At 68.3% G+C, this 18,195-nt stretch carries 16 protein-coding genes; 11 read left to right on the top strand and 5 right to left on the bottom strand.

The genetic code is table 11. The features are described from left to right. Positions 1–7 precede the first annotated feature (7 nt). Positions 8–1,213, bottom strand: coding sequence for an alcohol dehydrogenase catalytic domain-containing protein (locus Aple_RS34645; RefSeq protein ID WP_155348959.1), 1,206 nt, complete (start codon positions 1,211–1,213; stop codon positions 8–10). A 552-nt stretch (positions 1,214–1,765) separates the two neighbouring features. Between Aple_RS34645 and cyaB the strand changes: the two genes are divergently transcribed. From cyaB to Aple_RS34600, 9 genes are all read left to right on the top strand, one after another. Then, the gene (cyaB, locus tag Aple_RS34640; RefSeq protein WP_155348958.1) at positions 1,766–2,308 is read left to right on the top strand and encodes a class IV adenylate cyclase; all 543 of its coding nucleotides are present in this window, start codon (positions 1,766–1,768) and stop codon (positions 2,306–2,308) included. A 97-nt stretch (positions 2,309–2,405) separates the two neighbouring features. Next, positions 2,406–2,771, top strand: coding sequence for an FIMAH domain-containing protein (locus Aple_RS34635; protein WP_155348957.1), 366 nt, complete (start codon positions 2,406–2,408; stop codon positions 2,769–2,771). A gap of 181 nt (positions 2,772–2,952) precedes the next feature. Beyond that, complete coding sequence (locus tag Aple_RS34630; protein ID WP_155348956.1) at positions 2,953–3,636, top strand: hypothetical protein; 684 nt, start codon at positions 2,953–2,955, stop codon at positions 3,634–3,636. A 56-nt stretch (positions 3,637–3,692) separates the two neighbouring features. Next, a complete protein-coding gene (locus tag Aple_RS34625) occupies positions 3,693–5,624 on the top strand; it encodes an AAA family ATPase (RefSeq protein ID WP_155348955.1) in 1,932 nt (643 codons plus the stop codon). After that, positions 5,621–6,412 carry a serine peptidase gene (locus tag Aple_RS52895; protein ID WP_174889917.1) on the top strand — a complete coding sequence of 264 codons (792 nt, stop codon included), beginning with the start codon at positions 5,621–5,623 and terminating at the stop codon, positions 6,410–6,412. The genes Aple_RS34625 and Aple_RS52895 overlap by 4 nt, the downstream gene beginning before the upstream one ends. Further along, the gene (locus Aple_RS34615) at positions 6,409–9,333 is read left to right on the top strand and encodes a WD40 repeat domain-containing protein (protein ID WP_155348954.1); all 2,925 of its coding nucleotides are present in this window, start codon (positions 6,409–6,411) and stop codon (positions 9,331–9,333) included. Before Aple_RS52895 ends, Aple_RS34615 begins: the two co-directional genes overlap by 4 nt. A 356-nt stretch (positions 9,334–9,689) precedes the next feature. Next, positions 9,690–11,114: an RCC1-like domain-containing protein gene (locus tag Aple_RS34610; protein WP_155348953.1), complete on the top strand. Its 1,425-nt coding sequence runs from the start codon at positions 9,690–9,692 to the stop codon at positions 11,112–11,114. Between the two features lie 170 nt (positions 11,115–11,284). Further along, positions 11,285–11,773 (top strand): universal stress protein, encoded by a 489-nt coding sequence (locus tag Aple_RS34605; RefSeq protein WP_155348952.1) that lies wholly within the window; start codon positions 11,285–11,287, stop codon positions 11,771–11,773. Positions 11,774–11,813: 40 nt separating this feature from the next. Continuing rightward, a complete protein-coding gene (locus Aple_RS34600) occupies positions 11,814–13,517 on the top strand; it encodes a sensor histidine kinase (RefSeq protein ID WP_155348951.1) in 1,704 nt (567 codons plus the stop codon). A 44-nt stretch (positions 13,518–13,561) separates the two neighbouring features. Here Aple_RS34600 and Aple_RS34595 read toward each other — a convergent pair whose 3' ends face one another. The 4 genes from Aple_RS34595 to Aple_RS34580 form a co-directional block, all read right to left on the bottom strand. After that, positions 13,562–14,035: a pyridoxamine 5'-phosphate oxidase family protein gene (locus tag Aple_RS34595; protein WP_308805532.1), complete on the bottom strand. Its 474-nt coding sequence runs from the start codon at positions 14,033–14,035 to the stop codon at positions 13,562–13,564. Between the two features lie 23 nt (positions 14,036–14,058). After that, positions 14,059–14,700, bottom strand: a complete 642-nt coding sequence (locus Aple_RS34590; RefSeq protein WP_155348949.1) for a response regulator — start codon at positions 14,698–14,700, stop codon at positions 14,059–14,061. Between the two features lie 221 nt (positions 14,701–14,921). Beyond that, positions 14,922–16,022 (bottom strand): CU044_5270 family protein, encoded by a 1,101-nt coding sequence (locus Aple_RS34585; protein ID WP_155348948.1) that lies wholly within the window; start codon positions 16,020–16,022, stop codon positions 14,922–14,924. Then, entirely contained in the window at positions 16,019–16,537 is a 519-nt protein-coding gene (locus Aple_RS34580; protein WP_246264982.1) for an RNA polymerase sigma factor, read from the bottom strand. Before Aple_RS34580 ends, Aple_RS34585 begins: the two co-directional genes overlap by 4 nt. A 226-nt stretch (positions 16,538–16,763) precedes the next feature. Here Aple_RS34580 and Aple_RS34575 point away from each other — a divergent pair, with 226 nt between their 5' ends. Both Aple_RS34575 and Aple_RS34570 read left to right on the top strand, forming a co-directional pair. Continuing rightward, positions 16,764–17,276, top strand: a complete 513-nt coding sequence (locus Aple_RS34575) for a hypothetical protein (RefSeq protein WP_155348946.1) — start codon at positions 16,764–16,766, stop codon at positions 17,274–17,276. A 70-nt stretch (positions 17,277–17,346) separates the two neighbouring features. Then, positions 17,347–18,189 (top strand): DUF4097 family beta strand repeat-containing protein, encoded by an 843-nt coding sequence (locus Aple_RS34570; RefSeq protein ID WP_170321799.1) that lies wholly within the window; start codon positions 17,347–17,349, stop codon positions 18,187–18,189. Positions 18,190–18,195 lie beyond the last annotated feature (6 nt).

Raw genomic sequence — 18,195 nt, 5'->3', positions numbered from 1 at the left:
AGGACATCTACATGAGCTCCAGGGAAACCTTGGTCCACCCGGGTTCGCGACGATCGAAAGCCTCGTAGGCGGCGATCGCCGTAGGCAGTTCCTCGTGCTGCGTCAGGATGGTCGTCGGATCGGCAGCCCCGGTGGCGACCTTGCTGAGCAGCCCCGGAACGTAGTGCCGGTGATGGCAGTTACCCGCCTGGATGGTGAGGTTCCGGTTCATGGCCATACCAAGCGGGAAACTATCGAAGTTCGACGGGTACACCCCGATGATGCCGATGGTCCCCGCCTTTGCCGCCATCTCCACCGCCCAGCGCAGCGCCTGGCTCGGCGCGTCCCCCGGCACCCAGTGGCCATCCTCGACGCCGGTCCGCGGCGCCACCTGCCGCCGCTCCCGCTCGAAGGCCGCCTGATCGCCGTCCCGCGCCGCAGGCCCCGCCTTCGGACTCTCGGCATCGACCCCCACCGCTTCGATCACCCGATCGGCCCCGACGCCACCGGTCAGCTCGCGTACGACTTCGACGGGATCCTCCGCGTTGAAGTCGATCGTTTCCGCGTTCTGCAACCGAGCCGTCTCCAGCCGATCGGCGTTACCGTCCACGATCAGGACCCTTCCGGCCCCCTGCATCCTGGCCGACAGCGCCGCCAACTGCCCGACCGGCCCCGCGCCGAGCACCACGACGACGTCCCCGCTGCGCACCTGCGCCAGCCGGGCCCCGAACCACCCCGTGGGGAAGATGTCGCTGATCAGGATCGCCTGCTCGTCCGTGACACCGGGCGGAATCGCCACCATCCCCGTGTGCGCGTAGGGAATCCGCGCGAACTCCGCCTGCAGCCCATCGAAGGGCCCAGTGGCCGCCGGCCCACCGAAGTACGCCGTCCCCGCGTTCGGCCCGTTCGGATTCGCAACATCACATTGCGCGAAATATCCGGCCCGGCAGTACACGCAGTGCCCGCACGCGATCGTGGAACACACCACGACCCGATCGCCCGGATTGAAGTTCCGCACCTGCGTCCCCAGCTCCTCGACCACGCCGACCGCCTCATGCCCGAGCACGGTCCCCGGCCGCATCCCCGGCACCGTCCCCCGGGCAAAATGCAGGTCAGTACCACATATCGCACTGGTAGTGATCCGGACCACGGCATCCTGCGGCCCCCGCACCGCCGGATCCGGCACCTGCTCCAGCGCAATCTTCCCAACGTCATGCCAGACGACCGCCTTCATGAATCTCCCCCTCCGGCTGATGCCTGCACGTACCCCCATGCCCCGCGTGTACGGCCTAAGCCCACGCCCCCATTCCACCGGCCCACAGAGGGACAAACCCACCCCCACAGCACCGACACTCGCCAGGCTACCTGCCACAAAATCGCGACCTTCATCCCGCGCAAACCCTCGGTGAAGTGGAGTTAACGCCCCCAGCCCAAGAACCACTCATCCGCGCCAACAACCAGTCAAGACCGCCCGACAAGCCTTAAATCCGCAGGTTCAGGGTTCGAATCCACCACCTGCATTGCCGCAGTCGTCGACAGAAGGGGTCGAGCGCGAGTAGTTCCCTCAGGCAAGCAGGTCGAAGTGGTCGACCGCCGCGGCGCCTCCGAAGGTGTGGCTCCACTTGACGGTATGACGCTCACCGTCTTCCTGAAGCAGCGATCGCCCCGGCTCCGGGAGCGGTTTTGCGTTACCCGGTCTCCGGTCAATCGTTTCTCGTCGCACTGTGCGGGAGTGCCACTAGGCTTCCGCTGGTAAAAGTGAGCTGTGATACAGGAGTGACCAGGAGTGCAGGAGATCGAGGTCAAGTACCGGCTCTACGACCTGTGCGGCCTGGAGCGCGCCCTGGCGGATCGCGGATTGGTTCTCTCTGCGCCGATATTTCAGGACGATCAAGCCTACGCACACCCCGATTGGGCTTACGGACAATCCAAGATCGGCGTGCCGTTCGCGCGTCTGCGCACCCAGGGTGACCGGCATCTGTTCACAGTGAAGACGCCCCTGGCCAACGAGCTGGCCTGCCTGGAACACGAGTCCGAAGTGGCCGACCGCAACCAGATGCACCAGGCGATCATTCAGATGGGCTTTCGTCCGACCGTACGGATCGTGAAGACTCGGCGGACCGCCCAGGTAGCCGGAATGGCGTTGTGTGTAGACGAGGTCGAGCACGCCGGACTGTTCCTGGAGATCGAAAAAGTCCTCGACGCGGACGAGTCCGGCACGGCCGCTCAGGAGCGACTGAACGCCTTCGCCTGTTCCCTCGGGGTGGAGCTGGAGCGGACCACCGACACCTACGACTCGCTGGTGCGGGCGGCACTGGCTCCGGCCTAGAACAAAAGGATCTCCCCCGACTCGGCCGGGTCGTGCGGTAGCCGTCTCCGGTCCGGCCGATCCAGCTGTAGGGCTGAGAACCGGGCCAGCACTGCTCGTGGGCGTCGGCCAGTCCGTGCTCCTGGAGGGCTTCCAGGAGCACCGCGACCGACCACGCGGGAACGAGACCATCGAGTCCGTCACCTTCGACGCCAGCACGTCCTCGACCGACCTGGCGGCGCTGGTCGACCGGTTCACCGTGGCGGGCAGGCTCAGCCAGAAAGCCGCCGCCAAGCTCCACGACCGCATCCGGAAGCTGATCGACGCCGAGGCGGACGGCAAGACACCCAAGATCCTCAAAGCCCTCAACCGGCTCCGTGAGGAGACCGCAGACGTGGAACTCGTTCCCGACGCGGAGGTCAGGGACATTCTGACCCGTGACGTGGATGAACTCCTCGACCGGCTGCCCGGCGGACAGGGATAAGGTACGGCGCGTTCGCCTGGTCGGGCTGATAGACCACCGCCCTTCCACCAGGCGCTCATACCTCTCCGAATCCGGATTAAGACCGGTCCGCAGGCTTACGATTTTCGACGTGCAGAAGATGGACGGTGGTCGGCGGAACTAGTAGCGTCGGGGGCGCAGCCTGACAGCAGGAGGAGCGAGGATGTCCACCAAGGCACGTCGGAAGCCTGTGGTTGCGTCGCCGCCGGTGGGGGCTCGGGCCGGGCGGGTGAGTCGTCTGGTGGTTGTCGTTGCTGTGGTGGCGGGGCTGGGTGGAGCGGCGGCCGGGTATCTTGTCGCGGTGCCGGACGCGAGTGAGGTCGCTATCGCCGATCTGCGCAAGGCTGACGCGGATCGGGATGTGAAGCAGATCGGCGAGTTGACCACGCTGGCCAAATCGACGGCGGCGGAGCTGGACAAGGTTCTGGCCGCGCTTGCCCTTGCGGTTCCGCGGGACACCACTACCGCGGCGCAGCCGGCCGTGCCGGAGATCGTTCGTGGCTGGCAGGATGTCGTGCGAAAAGTCGCAGAAAAGCATGCTGAATCGCCTTCTGGGATGACTGCCACCAATGTTGCCCGGGGTGGGTTCCGTAGTGCCGTCAACGCGTTGGGGGGCGCGCTCGATACGTACGCGCTCGTGCAAGCCCTTCCCGAGGATCAGCGCAAGCCTCTGCTCGATCTGGTCTCTCGCCAGCGGTCCACCGCCGTCATGATGTGGTCGGTCGCCGCGACGCAGCTCGACCAGCTCAACGTCGACGCTGGTAACGGCCACCAGCACGCCTACCTGACGGGCGTCCCGGGCGACGGAGCGATCGCCCCCGACCAGATTCCGGAAGGAACGCAGTAACGTTCTCCCCCTGACTCGCGGACTACCGTTGATGTGGTCGGCGATCGGAGAGCTGGATGTCGCGTGTGCTGCTGATGGGCGTGAGCCGGTTCGGCCAGGCCGTCGACGCGGACGAAGAGCCCGAGACGGGTGCGCGCACGTGGGCCGACCTGCCTTTTGTCGAAGCGCGTATGCCCCGGTTGGAGCAGGCGTACCGGAAACTGGCCTACGAGGTGACCGCCGTCGCCAATCCGGATCGGGGCGCGGTGCTCGCGCACACTGACGCGGCGCTGGACGGCGGGCATCGCATCATCCACGTGATCTCGCATGGCCACACCAGGCTGTCGGACCGCGGGCGTTCGCGGGACGCGGAGCTGGGGGACAAACTCGACATGGTGCCCTCGTGTGGGCGGACCGGGTTGGGCACCGACGTGGTCGCCTGGGTTCGCACGGCCCACGGCGCGCCCGAGCCGATGCTGTTCATCGTCGACCTGTGCGGGGCGGGGCGGGCCGCGCGGGTGGGCGCGCTCATCGACGTGCCCGAGGACGAGTTACACGCCTGGGTGATCGCCGCCACGGGCCCGAACGACTCCACGTACGACGGGCTGTTCAGCGAGGCGGTCGCCGAGACCCTCGAACGTGTCGCCGAAAATGGTCTGGACACCGACGAGACGCTGCGCCACGTTCGCTGGGACCGGCTCGTCAACGACATCCGATTACGGTTGAGCGCGCTCGGCGCGACCACGCGGCTGCGGACCACGAAGGTCGATTTGGGTTCTCCCCTGCCCGACCTGCCGTTCTTCCCTAACCCCAACTGGCGGCCCGACCCCCGCAGGGAACGGCTGATGGAGGTCGTTCCCCCGGCCCGCGCGTTCGTCGCCGACCTGGACGCCGAGCATTTCATCGACCGCGTGCGCGGCCATTTCGTCGGCCGCCGGACGCTGCGGTCCCGGCTCGCACCCTGGCTGGACGACCCGGCCGCGACGGGGTTGTGCGTGGTCACCGGCGCGCCGGGCTGCGGCAAGTCGGCGCTGCTCGCCTCGCTGGTGTGCGCGGCGCACAAGAAGATCATCGAGGCTGCCCCGGACATCCGGGACTATCTGCTGGCGCAACATCCCGAGGGTGTGCCCTCGCCCAATGACGCGCTGGTCGCGATCCACGCGCGTGGGCGGGGCCTTGAGGAGATCGCCGCCGCGGTGGCCGAGCAGCTTGGCTTTGCCGTACGCGATGAGGCGGTGACCGAGCTGGTCGAGCACATCCAGCAGATGGAGACACCGCCGCCGCTGGTGTTCGACGCCCTCGACGAGGCCGACAATCCAGGTGAACTGGTCGATCGGCTGCTGCTGCCGCTGGCCAAGGGCGCGTGCAAGTTGCTGGTCGGCACCCGGCGCAGCACCCGCTTCGAGCCACTGCTGGCCGCGGCCAAGGGCATGCTCATCGACCTGGACGAGGTCGATCCCGGCGAGCTCCGCGCCGACCTGGAGCAACATCTCGGGCAGCGCCTGGAGGAGGTCCCCGGCTACCAGTCGCGTACCATCCGCGCGGCCATGGCCCGCGCGGTCGCCGCGGCGCTCACCGACGACGTTTCCAGCCGGCGGGGCTGGGGCGCTTTCCTGGTGGCCAGGATCTACGGCCGGGCGCTGGAGTCGCTGCCGGTGCCCGGCGACGCCGCGGCGGCCGAGCGGCTTGGCGGCAGTGTGCCGCGCACGCTTCCCGGCGTGCTCGAACTCGACCTGGGGCTGCGCCCCGACGGCGAGCGGCTGCGGGCCGTGCTGGCCACGCTCGCCTGGGCGAAAGGCGACGGCTTCCCCGCCGACGTCGCGGCGGCCGTCGTGCCGGAGTTCGCGCCCGGCCTGACCGAGAGCGAGGTGCGCCCGCTGCTGGAGGCCGGACGTTTCTACATCTGGACGGGGGTCGACCACGACGGCTGCAAGCTGTTCCGGCTCTTTCACCAGGGCCTCGCCGACTACCTCCAGGACCACCCCTACGAACCCGGAGACATCAGATGAAAATCGTGGGCGTCCACGGCATCGGCAACTTCCGGCAGGGCGAGACGGCCGAGCAGGCCGCGGCGCACCTGTCGGCGCTGTGGGCCAAGCGGCTCGCCGGAGGCTGGGATGTGTCCGTGGTCTACTACGCCGACCTGCTGCGCGATCCCCGCCGGCAGAGCGGCGACGACGAGCTGGAGGACCTCACCGACGAGGAGGGCGAGCTGCTGGCGCAGTTCCTGACCAGCTTCCCGGCGAGCGAGCGGGCCGCCCAGGGCTGGATCTTCTCCCTCGTTCGCGCCCACATCGCTGAGGTCGCCGAGTCGCGGCTGCTGCGCCCCCGGATGGTGGAATGGCTGATGACGCGATTCATCAAGGAGGCCGCCGCCTACCTGCGCGATGGGACCGCCGTGCGAGAGCGGCTGGCGGCCACTCTCAGGGAGGTACGCCCCGATGTGCTCATCGCGCACTCACTCGGGACGGTTGTCGCCTACGAGACCCTGCATGCCGAACCCGACCTCAAGGTCCCGCTGTGGGTGACGCTCGGCTCGCCGCTGGCCGCGCCCAAGGCGATCTTCGAGCGGCTCACCCCGCCCCCGGTCGCGGGCCGGGGCGAGCGCCCGCCCGGCGTCGCCCGCTGGGCCAACCTCGCCGACCCTGGCGACCTGGTCGCGATCCCGCGCAACGGGATCTCCCAGCGGTTCGCCGGTGTGGACAGCGACGACCACGACGTGGTGCACGCCTTCGACTTCCACAAGGTCGCCAACTACCTCCGGACGGCGCGGCTGCGCGCGTTGCTCGAGCCGTGACCAGGGAGCGCGCGGCCGCCGCCGTTTTCCGCCGCCTGCTGGGGACCGCGGCCGTCAACCGCAAGGTCCGCTGGGATCTGGCCTCGCCGTACCTGCGTCGCCATGCCGCCGAGCACGCCGCCGACGCGGACCAGCTGGGGCAGCTGCTCCGCGACCCCGAATTCCTCGTGTACGGCGATCCGATGTCGATCCTCAGCTACGACCTGAAGCTGACCAGGCAGCGTGAGCGCGAGCCGGAGGAGGGTGTGCTGGATCTGAAGCGGATCTTCGACGTCTATCGCGCCTCCCTCCCCCGCCACCTGACCGCGCACCCGGAGGCGCGGCGGCAGATCCTCGCGGTGGACGCCATCCGCTACCGGGAGGGCGATCTCAGCGCGATGCTGGCCAATCCCCGTACGGTCAGGGTGTTGCCCTGGCAGTGCGAGTGGTCCACGTCCGGCAACGTGAGCCGAGCGCTCCGTACCACGCTGACCGGCCATGAACGGGCGGTGCGCATGGTCGCGACCGGGCGGCTGATCGCGATCACCGGTGGCGACGATCCGGTGGTCCGGGTGTGGGGCCTGCGGGGCGGGCTGCTGCTGCGTGAGCTGGGTGGCCATGCCGGGGCTGTGACCGCTCTCGCGTACCTGCCCGGCCACGAGATAGCGATCACCGCCGACGCGGCGGGGGTCGTGCGGTGCTGGGATCTGCGCCACGGCGACCTGCTGCAGGCGCTCCCCACACACAACGGACCGGTCACCGGGCTGGCCGTCGCCGGGCCGCTGGTGGTGACCTGCGGCCAGGATGGCACGGCATGGATGTCGGCTCGGCTGGGCACCGGAAAACGCCAGATCGCGGCCGAGCCCGGGCCGCTGGGCCCGCTTGTCCTCACCCACGACGGCATGACCGCCCTCATCGGAAGTGCCTCGGGCGAGGTGCTCGTGGTGGAGCTCGCCACGGGCCGGTTGGTCGAGCGGCGGCGGGTGGGGGAGGCGGCGGTGACCGTACTCGCCTCGGTTTTCCGGGACGGCAGGATCGTCGTGGTGGCCGGGGGCGCGGACGGCGCCGGGCTGGTTTGGGGTCTTTTGGATGGGAAGGTCATCGCCGAGCTGCGCGGGCGCGCGGGAGATATGGCCGTGATGACCGTCCTGGAGGACGACCCGGATCTGCTCGCCGCGATCGGCGGCGAGGACGGTGCGATCCGGGTGTGGGACCTGTCCGCCGGAGCCGTGCGCAAGACCCTGCTGGGCCATCACGCCGCCATCACCGGCCTTGCCCGTTATTCTCCTTCGCTGTCCGCGCGCCTCTCCCACGTTCTGGGGTCCCCCAACCTGTACATCGCCAGCAGCCGGTCCGCGGTGGAGGAGACGCTGCGCGAGGAGACACGGTCCACCGACTCGCGCATGCTGCTGTCGGCCTCGGCGGACGGCACACTACGCGGGTGGTACGTCTGGGATGTCCAGGCGCGGCAGGTCTACGCCGCGCACACCGGCCCGGTCCGCGCGGTGGCGGCGCTCAACCATGACGGCTCGCCGATGGCGGTGAGTGGTGGCGAGGACGCGACCGTACGGATGTGGGAGCTCGACGGTCCGCGCGTCGCGGACACGCGGGTCAGCCATCCCCAGCCGATCGTCAGCGTGGTCACCCAGCGGCTGGCCCACGAATCGGTGATCATCACGGCCTGCGGCGACGACCGGATGCGGCTGTTCTCCCTCGCGACCGAATGGGGTGTCGGCGGGTACGCCACCGGCGGCGGCACGGCGACCACCCTCTGCCCCGCCTCGTCGCCGGAGGGCCCGCTGATCCTCACCGCCGCGGCGGACGGCACGCTGACCGCCCGGCTGACCGCCACCGGCCACCGGATCTGGCGCGGCGACGAGGGACCGGGCCCGATCGTGGCGTTGGAGGCGGGCGGTTCTTCCCGCCGTCCCGTCGCCGTGGCGCTGGACGCCGCCGGACGCGTGCGGCTGACCGCGATCACGACGGGACGGCCGGTGGCCTGCCCGGCCGTGGACGAACTGTTGGTGAGCGCCATCGCCGTCGGCCGGGTCCGGGAGCGCCCGCTGCTGTTCCTGGGCGGCCGCGATGGCTGCGCCGTCCTCGACCTGATCAGCGGCCGGATTCGGCGGTGGATCAGCCGGGGGCAGGGCATCGTGCGATTGGCGTACGGCCATGGGCCTGACGTGCATTTCCTGGCAGCGACCAACGCAGACGGAAAAATCCGGATTTGGGACGCCGACACCGGCCGCCTTCTGCAAACGATCAATGGCGACTTCGCCGATGTGTCGCTCATGCGCTTCTCGGAGGCCGATCATCCCCTGCTCGGGGTGGTGTCCGACAATGCCGTGAAATTGTGGAAATTTCCGGACGTCGAGGGGCCCACCACGCTCTATCTGCCCGACACCGTACGATCCATTTCCTTCGCCGAGGACCGGCTGGTGATCGGCTACGGCCGCGAACTCGCCGTTTTCGCCCCGGAAAAACCTTCCCCGCGTACGCCGTCACGGCAGGTGGCCGCCACCACCCCAGCCGACGAGCGCCCTGCCACTATCAGGGGGCCGAAACCATCACCAATCGCCCTGCTTCTCCTCGGTGCAATGGCGTCGGACGCGTTGACCTTCCACCAGCTGATCGGTGTTCTGTGCCCGTGTATCCCGCTGCTGAAGGTGCGCGACTCCCTCGCGGAACTCCACCAGCTGCGGCTGATCAAATCTGCCGACAGGGGAGTCGACCATTCCTACCGGCTGACGCGAGAGGGCTCGCGGCTGGTCGACCGGCTTGCCGAGAACCCGGCGCACTTCGTCTATCAGTGCCCCACCGGTCGGCACGTGCCGCGCGACGCGCCTGAGGATCCGACACCGGACCGTACACCAAAGAAGAAGAAGCCCCGGCGGCCGATCTCGAGCAAGCGCAGAACCTGGAACCAAGGTCGCAGGATCTGAATGTGAACAGGGGTCCGAGCATCCCTCATGTTCCATCCGGGGGTTCAGGGAAATACGCACGTCAGCGTGGTTGGCACGGAGGCGGTGTTCCGGCCTGTTCCGCTCCGTTCCATCGGATCCGGAACTGGCCGGAACGCCTTGAGAGAAAGGTGAACGGAAGGCAAGTCAATGAGATCAACAGATGTAGCCGTACCGACCTGGGCTTTGGGAGAGGATCCCAAGGATCGGCGGCGGGAGCCCGCCGATGGGCAGGCCGGGCGGCGGAGGCCCAGCACCGGGCCCGGCGGTCGTCGGGATGCCAGACGGCCGCGACCGCGTACCGATGTGACGCGCCGCCCTAACCGGGGCGGTTCATTATGAAACGCCTAGGTCTGGTGGTTTTCGCGATCATGCTGACGGCCGCGCTGGGCGTCGGAAACGCGGTCGCGGCGGTGCCGGTCAAGGGTTTCCTCACCTCGTGGGGGCTCAACCACCGCGGCCAGATCGGCGATGGCACTACCGATAGTCGCCCCACTCCCGTTGTGGTCGGCCGGCTTCCCTCGAATGGGCACCGCGCCGGGCATCTCCGGCAGGTCTCCGCTGGGAGCGACTTCACCGCCGGGCTGCGCAAAGACGGTGTCGTGTTCGTCTGGGGCAACCGGCGCTTCGGCGACGATCGGTACGAATCCGACTACGCCACCACCCCCGAGCCGGTGCCGGGCCTCAGCGAGATCGGCCAGCTCTCGGTCGGCGCCAAGCACATCCTCGCGCTCGGGGTCGACGGCACGGTCTGGGCCTGGGGCGACAACGAGTACCGCCAGCTGGGCGACGGCACACAGACCAGGCGCCCGGTCCCGCAGCGGGTGGCCGGATTGACGGGCATCATCCAGGTGTCGGCCGGTTACCGGTACAGCCTGGCGCTGGCATCCGATGGCACGGTCTGGGCCTGGGGTCACAACGGGTACGCGGAACTGGGTGACGGCACCACCGTCAACCGCCCGACCCCGGTCAAACTGTCCGGCATCAGTGGCGTCACCCAGATCGCCGCCTCCGCCCACGGCGTGCACTCGATGGCGCGGCGCTCGGACGGCACGGTCTGGACGTGGGGCAACAACGCCAGCGGCCAGCTCGGCCTCGGCGGGAACGTGCCGCGATATATCCCGACAAAGGTGCCCGGCTTGACTGGGGTTACCTCTATTTCGGCCGGTGAGCGTTCCGGATTCGCGGTGGCGGACCCCGAACGCAGCGTGTGGGCCTGGGGTTCCAACATGGTCGGGCAGCTTGGGGACGGAACCACAGCCGAACGGCGTACGCCTGTACGGATCCCGTTGTCCCACGTCACCCAGATCGAGGCGGGCGGGGGCGGCACCACCGCCGCGCTTCTCGACAACCGCAGCGTCTGGACCTGGGGAAGCAACGAAGCCGGCGCTCTTGGCACCGGCGACCCCGCCGGATTCGTTCCCCACCCGTCCCTCGTCCCCGGCGTGGCGGACGTGGAGCAGATCTCGGTCGGCAGGGCCACGGTGACGACCATCGTCGACGTCCACAGTGCTCCCCCGACACCCACGGATCCGCCGGCGGTCATCCAGGTGCCCGACCTGATCGGAACCCTGCGGGACTCCGCCGTCCAGGCCATCTCGTCGGCGGGTCTCAACCTCGGCTCCGAAGGTACGGTCATCGACGATCAGTGCAACGAGGTCGGGCAGGTCATCCGGCAGTCCCCGGCTCCTGGGACGAGTGTCGCACCCGGATCGAACGTCTCGATCGTGGTCGCGGTCAGGCCGGACCATCCGTGTCCGTGACCTCAAGTTGACGGGCGGCCCGCTTTCGCCCCCCAAAGTGGGCCGCCGTTGCCTGTCCCTTGGCGTACGGGAGTCGCCGTCACGGCCAACTGACCCTCGCATAAGGGACTAATGGCCCTGGGTTGGGTTGTCATTTACGTAGTGGAATGGGAGGTAGATAAGGAGAGATCGTGATCAAGCTTGCTCCCGCCCGGAGAGCGGCGGATACCAAGGAAAGTCCTGACACGCGCATGGTTGGTGTTGTGGTTGGGGTGGATGAGACTGCGGGCTGCGAGCCCGCCCTGGAGTATGCGTTCGAGCAGGCCCGGTTGGGCCAGCTGATGCTGCATGCCGTACATGCCTGGCAGGAGCCGGAGCAGGCCTGCGCACCCTATGAGCTGGAGGCGCTGGGGGCGCTGAAGCGGGAATTCACCGCTGGCCGGATTGATATCTGGCGGCCGAAATATCCGGAAATCACGGTAGTGGCGGATGTCCGGCTGGGGCATCCCGTGGACGTCCTCGTCGAGGCGTCGGTCGGTGCGGACCTGCTCGTCGTCGGAGCGCACGGCAAAACTGCCCACACGGCGACCCTGGGCTCGGTGAGCGGCGGAGTTCTTTACCGGGCGAGTTGTCCGGTCGTGGTGGTCCGTTGCCGCAAAGAAGGTCGGGACAATGACTGACCGTGGCCGTACGTAAAGGGCCAAGTGGGACAATGCTTGTATGACGCTGGGCGAGTCGCATCCGCTACTTCCCAGCATGCGCCTGGATGATCTGCTGGCTGAGCTCCAGAATCGCTTGGAAGCAGTGCTGTCCACTCGTGATCGGGTGCATGCTCTGCTTGAGGCCGTCGTCCTGGTGGGCAGTGATCTCCAGCTGGAACTGATGCTGCGCCGCATCGTGGAGACCGCCACCACCCTCGTTGACGCCAGTTATGGCGCGCTGGGGCTGGTCGGCGAAGAGAACACGCTGGTGGAGTTCATCCCGGTCGGCCTGAGCCAGGACGAGATCGCCCGCATCGAGCACTGGCCGCACGGCCTCGGCCTGCTCGGCCTGCTGATCAAGGAGCCGGAGCCGCTGCGGCTGTCCCGGATCTCCGATCATCCCGAGTCCTACGGCTTTCCGCCCGGGCATCCGCCGATGGGGTCCTTTCTCGGCGTGCCGCTGCGGGTGCGGAACGAGGTGTTCGGCAATCTCTACTTGACCGAAAAGCGGGGCGACGCCGAGTTCGACGAAGAGGACCAGGAAGTCGTGATCGCCCTCGCCACCGCCGCCGGCGTCGCCATCGAGAACGCCCGGCTGTATGAGGAGACCCGGCGCAGGGAGATCTGGCTGCAAGCCTCCACCGAGGTCACCACCAGCCTGCTGTCAGGCGATGACGTGGACGACGTGCTACGCCAGGTGGCCAGGCGAGTTCGGGAAATGTCCGACGCCGACCTCTCCACCATCCTGTTTCCGGTCGGCGACGACAAACTGCGGGTAAAGGTCGCCGACGGCATCGACGAACTCGGCGTCGAGGAGCTTGTCGGCGTCGAAGTGCCCATGTCCGAGAGCTTCTCCGGCATCGCGTACACGAGCGCGGAGCCGTACATGCTCAACGACCTGGCCGAAGCGGGCCTCCGGATCGCCGGCCTGGCAACGATCGGCCCCGCGGCCGCCATCCCCCTCGGGGTCGGCGATTCGATACGCGGAGTGCTCTCGCTGGGCAAACGCCAGGGACGGTTCCCGTTCACCTCCTCGGTGGTGCGCATGCTGCACGCCTTCGCCGGGCAGGCCGCGCTGGCCCTCGAACTGGCCGAAGCCCGCAGGGACGCCGAACGCCTGGGCCTGCTGGAAGACCGCGACCGGATCGCCAAAGACCTGCATGACATCGTCATCCAGCGGCTGTTCGCCGTCGCGATGACCTTGATGAGCACCGTCCGGCTGGTCGATCATCCCGAAGCCGCCACCCGCCTGCAGCACGGCATCGACGAACTCGACGAGACGATCCGCCAGATCCGCTCCACCATCTTCGCCTTCCAGGCCCCCCGGACAGGCGACGAGACCACCCTCAGGACCCGAATCATCACCCTGGTCGAAAACACCCGCGCCCGCCTCGGCTTCATGCCCGGCCTCCGCATGGACGGCCGCCTCGACAACGACATCCCCACCCCCGTCGCCGACCACCTCCTCGCCGTCCTCCAAGAAGCCCTCTCCAACGTGGTACGGCATGCGAAAGCCACCAAGGCGGACGTCATCATAGAAACCACCCCGAACAACCAGGTAACCCTGACCGTCCAAGACAACGGCACCGGCATCCCCCCAAAAGGCCGCCGCAGCGGCCTCCGCAACCTCCACGACCGCGCCACCCAACTGGGCGGCTCATTCACCACCACCACTCCCAAAAACGGCGGCACCAGACTCACCTGGACGGTCCCCTTCAGATAGCCCTGGGCGCGCAGGTCAGAGGCGAGGCTCTGGGTTGGGGTCGTTTAGATGATTTGGCGGCCGGTGAGTTGTTGGGCGCGGATCACGATGAAGTGGTTGTGGTCGCCTGGTGCCCAGGTGGTGAGGGGGAGGGCCGTGAGGCGTTGGAGTTCGTCGAATTCTGTGACGGCGCGGGATCTGCCGACGGCGGTGACGGACCAGCCCGTGCGGGTGAGGGGGTCGAATTCGTCGACTTCGAAGGCGACCACGGCGTTGCGGGTGGCGGCGGCCAGTTTGGAGCCGGTGGCCGTGCGGATGACGATGTCGTAGTCGACCAGGAGGTAGTTGACGGGCTGCACGGCCGGGAGCGCCCGGTCGGTGAAGACGATACGGCCGATGGGTACCCGGGTCAGCAAGTGCAGACATTCGTCGGTGGAAAGCACCCGCAGTCCTGCCGAATCCACCTCACCGGTCGCCTCGTGGATCTCGGGGAGTTCGCCGATATCGGGGGAAGGTTCGGGATACCGGAGAGAAGTCACGTCACGTGGAGAAGATGTCATGATTACTTGGGCCGTTCCGCTTTGATCCGGGCCACCAGGGCCGCGGCTTGGGTGCGGCGCTCCATCCTGAGCTTGCCGAGCAGGTTGGACACGTAGTTCTTCACGGTCTTCTCGGCCAGGAAGAGCCGCTGGCCGATCTGCTTGTTGGTCAATCCTTCGCCGATCAGTTCGAGAATGTGCCGTTCCTGCTCCGACAGCGCGGCCAACGGGTCCCGCCGCGAGGCCTGATCGCGCAGGCGTTGCAACATCGCGGCCGTGGTCTGCGGGTCGAGCAGCGAATGGCCGCCCGCCACCGTACGCACCGCGCCGACCAGGTCCGAACCGTGGATCTGCTTGAGCACGTATCCGGAAGCGCCGGCCATGACCGCGTCGAACAGCGCGTCGTCATCCGCATACGAGGTCAGCATCAGGCAGGCCACTTTGGGATCCCTGGACCGCACCTCACGGCAGACGTCGACGCCGTTGCCGTCCGGCAGCCGCACATCCAGCACCACTACGTCCGGACTCATCGTGGAGATCCGGCTGATCGCAGATTCGACTGTTCCCGCTTCGCCGACAATCTCCACGTCATCCTGGGCGTCGAGCAGCGCCGCCACACCGCGCCGGACGACCTCGTGATCGTCGACAAGGAACACGCGAATCATGTTTCCGAACCTAGGCGAGGCTCGAGGTCGAGAGTAGGGACCAAGGTCCCACGACCTGGCCGTATCCGGCCCTTATCGTCACGGTCCGCGGCTTTGCGCCCTTGACCGCCTGCACCACCGGTTTCCAAGCGGCCCACGGTGACTTTGAGCCGAGGGCGCCTCCAGCTTCATGACGAAGCGTGCCGCGTGGACAGCGCCACGCGGCACGCTTCGATGGCCTGCTACGACGTGCGGGTGTCAGTCCAGTCGGACTCGATGATCGTGTACGCGTAGGCGACGGTTCCGGCCTTCAGTCCAGCCTGGAAGCCGCCCGGCTTGATCACGACGCTCTCGCGAGCCAGCGCCCGTCCGGACTTCTCGTCGATGATCACGCGTTCCTGCAGGACGCCCTTGTTGGGATCGCCGACCTTGATCTGGGAATCGGTTTCGATGGCGATTGCCGTACCAGGACGGCCGGTGCTGTCGGTGACCTGGCCGAGGGAGGTGACGGAGGGGAGGGCGGCGAGCATGCGGAAGGCGGCGGCGCGGACCTGAGGGCTGACCGGGCCGTCGATGACCAGGCCGCTCGCGACGCGGAACAGCCACGCGTCCTCGGACATGGGCAGGTCCGACTCGGTGTCGTGGCCTTCGTAGTACTTGAGGATGGAAGCCTTGAGTTCGGCCTCGTCGGACGGCAGGGCGCGCAGGTCGGCGAGGGTGACGTTGCGGCCCAGCCAGTAGATGTACTTGTTGCTGTAGTGGCTGGAATAGGGCTTGCCCGCGGCGGTCGTGATCTGCTTGCCTCCGGTGATCGTCATCATCGACGGCGAACCCGCCGCCTCCCACGCGGCCCGGTCGGCGTCGGTGGCGGGCTTGAGACCGAGAGACTGCCCCGTGGACCACTGCCGCCCATCGGTGGTCCAGGTCTCGCCCTGGCTTTCGTCGGCCATGGCGTACCCACCCTCGACGCCGAACAGCGACCACGACTGGCTCTTGATGTGCCAGAACTTCCCGGTTGGGGCGGGTTGGCTCTCGGCGCTGGTCGCGGCCACCAGCAGGAGCTGCTTGGCGGAGATGTCGACCGGTGGCGCTTCCGCCTGGATCGTGGAGGGGGCGCGCGGCACCGTACCGGCCCCGATTCCGGAGCCGAAGACGGCCACGGCCGTGGCGGCCGCCGCGGCGCCGGCCAGGCCGAGGCCCCAGATGGGCTTGAGGTTCCTGCGCGGTACGGCCCGGGCTTGGGCGAACGCGTATGACAGTTCGGTTTGCCGGGTCCGCGGGTCGACCGGACCGTCGCCGAGATGGGCGGGACGCGCGGCGCGCAATTCGTCGAGGGGGTTCACGACCACTCCTTCGTGAGCTGGACGCGGGACATCGCGGGGGTGATCGGTTCGAGTTCCTGTTCCAGGCGTTTTCTGGCGCGGTGCAGGCGGACTCGGAAGGTGGTGATCGTGCAGCCGAGCACCCGGGCGGCGTCCCGCGGACTCAGGCCCTGCCAGGCGACCAGAATGAGGATTTCGCGGTCGTCTGTCGTGAGCCTGGCCATGGCCTTCAGGACGCCCAGGCGCTCGGCCACATGGTCGGCCACATCGCCGGAGACCCAGTCGCGCATCTCCCGCGCGAGCCCGTCGCGGCGGATCTCGGCCCGGATGTTGTCGCGTAGCACGTTGCGGGCCACGCCGAGCAGCCACGGCAACGCGTGCTGCGGAACCTGGTCGAACTTCCGCCAGGCGATGGCGAACGTCTCGCTCACCACCTCGTCCGCCACCTGCCGCCCCGCGCGACTGACCACATAGGCCCACACGCGTTGCCGACATTCGTCGTAGATGGTGGTGAACCGTTCTCGATCGCTCGTCAACGCCCCAACCCCTCCGTGTCCCGGATAGTCATTTGACATGGGGAAGTGGCGGGAGACGCCCAAGTATTACCGTCAACCTCAAAAGATCTACCTGGAGGTGCCCAACCGAGAAGGACCGTCAGGCGATCTTATGTCGACTACCCCGACGCACCCATGACGTCAGCCCTATACAGAGTGACGTCACGATGCGCTTGACGTGACGTCGCCATGGTGTCATTGTTGGGGCATGGACCTGATGCCGTACGTGGAGAACCTTCGCCGCGAGCTTGCCGTCGCCGCCGAGGCGGGCGGGCCGGACGCCCGCGCGCTGGCCGAACGCCTCACCGGCGTTCTCGAAGCGGCCACCAGGCTCACCCTGCTGGAGGTGCTGTCGGCCGCGGCGGACGAGATCACCCGTGAGCTCGCACCGGGCTCCGTCGACGTGCGGCTGCGCGGCGGCGACCCGGCGTTCGTGGTGACGCCACCGGAGACGTCATCGGAGGGCGCGGTCGGCCGGCCGGAGACCGCGCCGCCCGCCGGGCCGCCGATCACCGAGGACGGCGGCACCGCGCGGATGACCCTGCGGCTGCCCGAGCACCTCAAGCTGCGGGTGGAGGAGGTGGCCGGCCGACAGGGGATCTCGGTCAACGCCTGGCTGGTCCGCGCCATTTCCGCCGCGTTCGAGCCCGGCGCCGGACCTCGTCCCGTCGACCGGCCGCAGCCGCACAGCGGCCGCAGCTACACCGGCTGGGTGCGCTAGCCAGCCCCGTCACTCATCGCCCGGCCCCGAGGCCGGGATGTCGCACCGGACCCATGAGGAGGGCTCCGCCATGCCTACTTTCGACACTCCCGAACCGATCACCGCTGACATCGACATCTACACCGGCCGGGTCCATATCCACGCCGGCGACCGCGCCGACACCGTGGTGGAGGTGCGCCCCACCGACCCGTCCAACGAGGCGAGTGTGCAGGCCGCCGAGCGCACAATCGTCGAATTCACCGGCGGACGGCTGCTGATCAGGGGCCCCAAGCCGAATCCCCTGGCGTCCGTGCTGCCTTGGCGCGGCTCCATCGAGGTGATCGTCGACCTGCCGGCCACCTCTCGCCTCGAGGGCAGGGGCGCCGCGGAGTTCATCGCCACCGGCCCGCTCGGCGAGACCGTGCTGCGCTCGGGCGGCGACGTGCGCCTGGAGGAAACCGGCCCGCTGGAGGTCAAGGCGTCGTACGGCGAGATCTGGGTGGACCGGGTGACGGGACCCGTCGAGGTGACCGCCTCCACCGGGGCGATCCGGATCGGAACCGTCGAAGGCTCCGGCACGGTGAAGTGCTCCACCGGCGGCGTCACCCTCGGCGAGGCGACCGGCGACCTGCAGCTGAAGACCGGCACCGGTGACATCACCGTCGGCCGCACGTCGGCCGACCTCACCGTCAAGACCGCGCACGGCCGGATCCGAATCGACGCGGCGGTGAGCGGCTCCGTCCGCGTGGAGGGCGGCCACGGCAAGGTCGGCATCGGCATCCCCGAGGGCACGGCCGCCCGGCTGGACCTGCACTCCAAGAACGGCGTGGTGCGCAACACCCTGACCGCCGCCGACGGTCCCGAGAGCACCGACGCGGTCGTCGAGGTGCGCGCGCAGACCAGCTACGGCGACATCGACATCCACCGATCCTGACCACCA

Origin of the sequence: Acrocarpospora pleiomorpha (genome assembly GCF_009687885.1) — a bacterium.
Classification (GTDB): domain Bacteria; phylum Actinomycetota; class Actinomycetes; order Streptosporangiales; family Streptosporangiaceae; genus Acrocarpospora; species Acrocarpospora pleiomorpha.
This window is presented reverse-complemented; position numbering and strand designations above follow the sequence as displayed.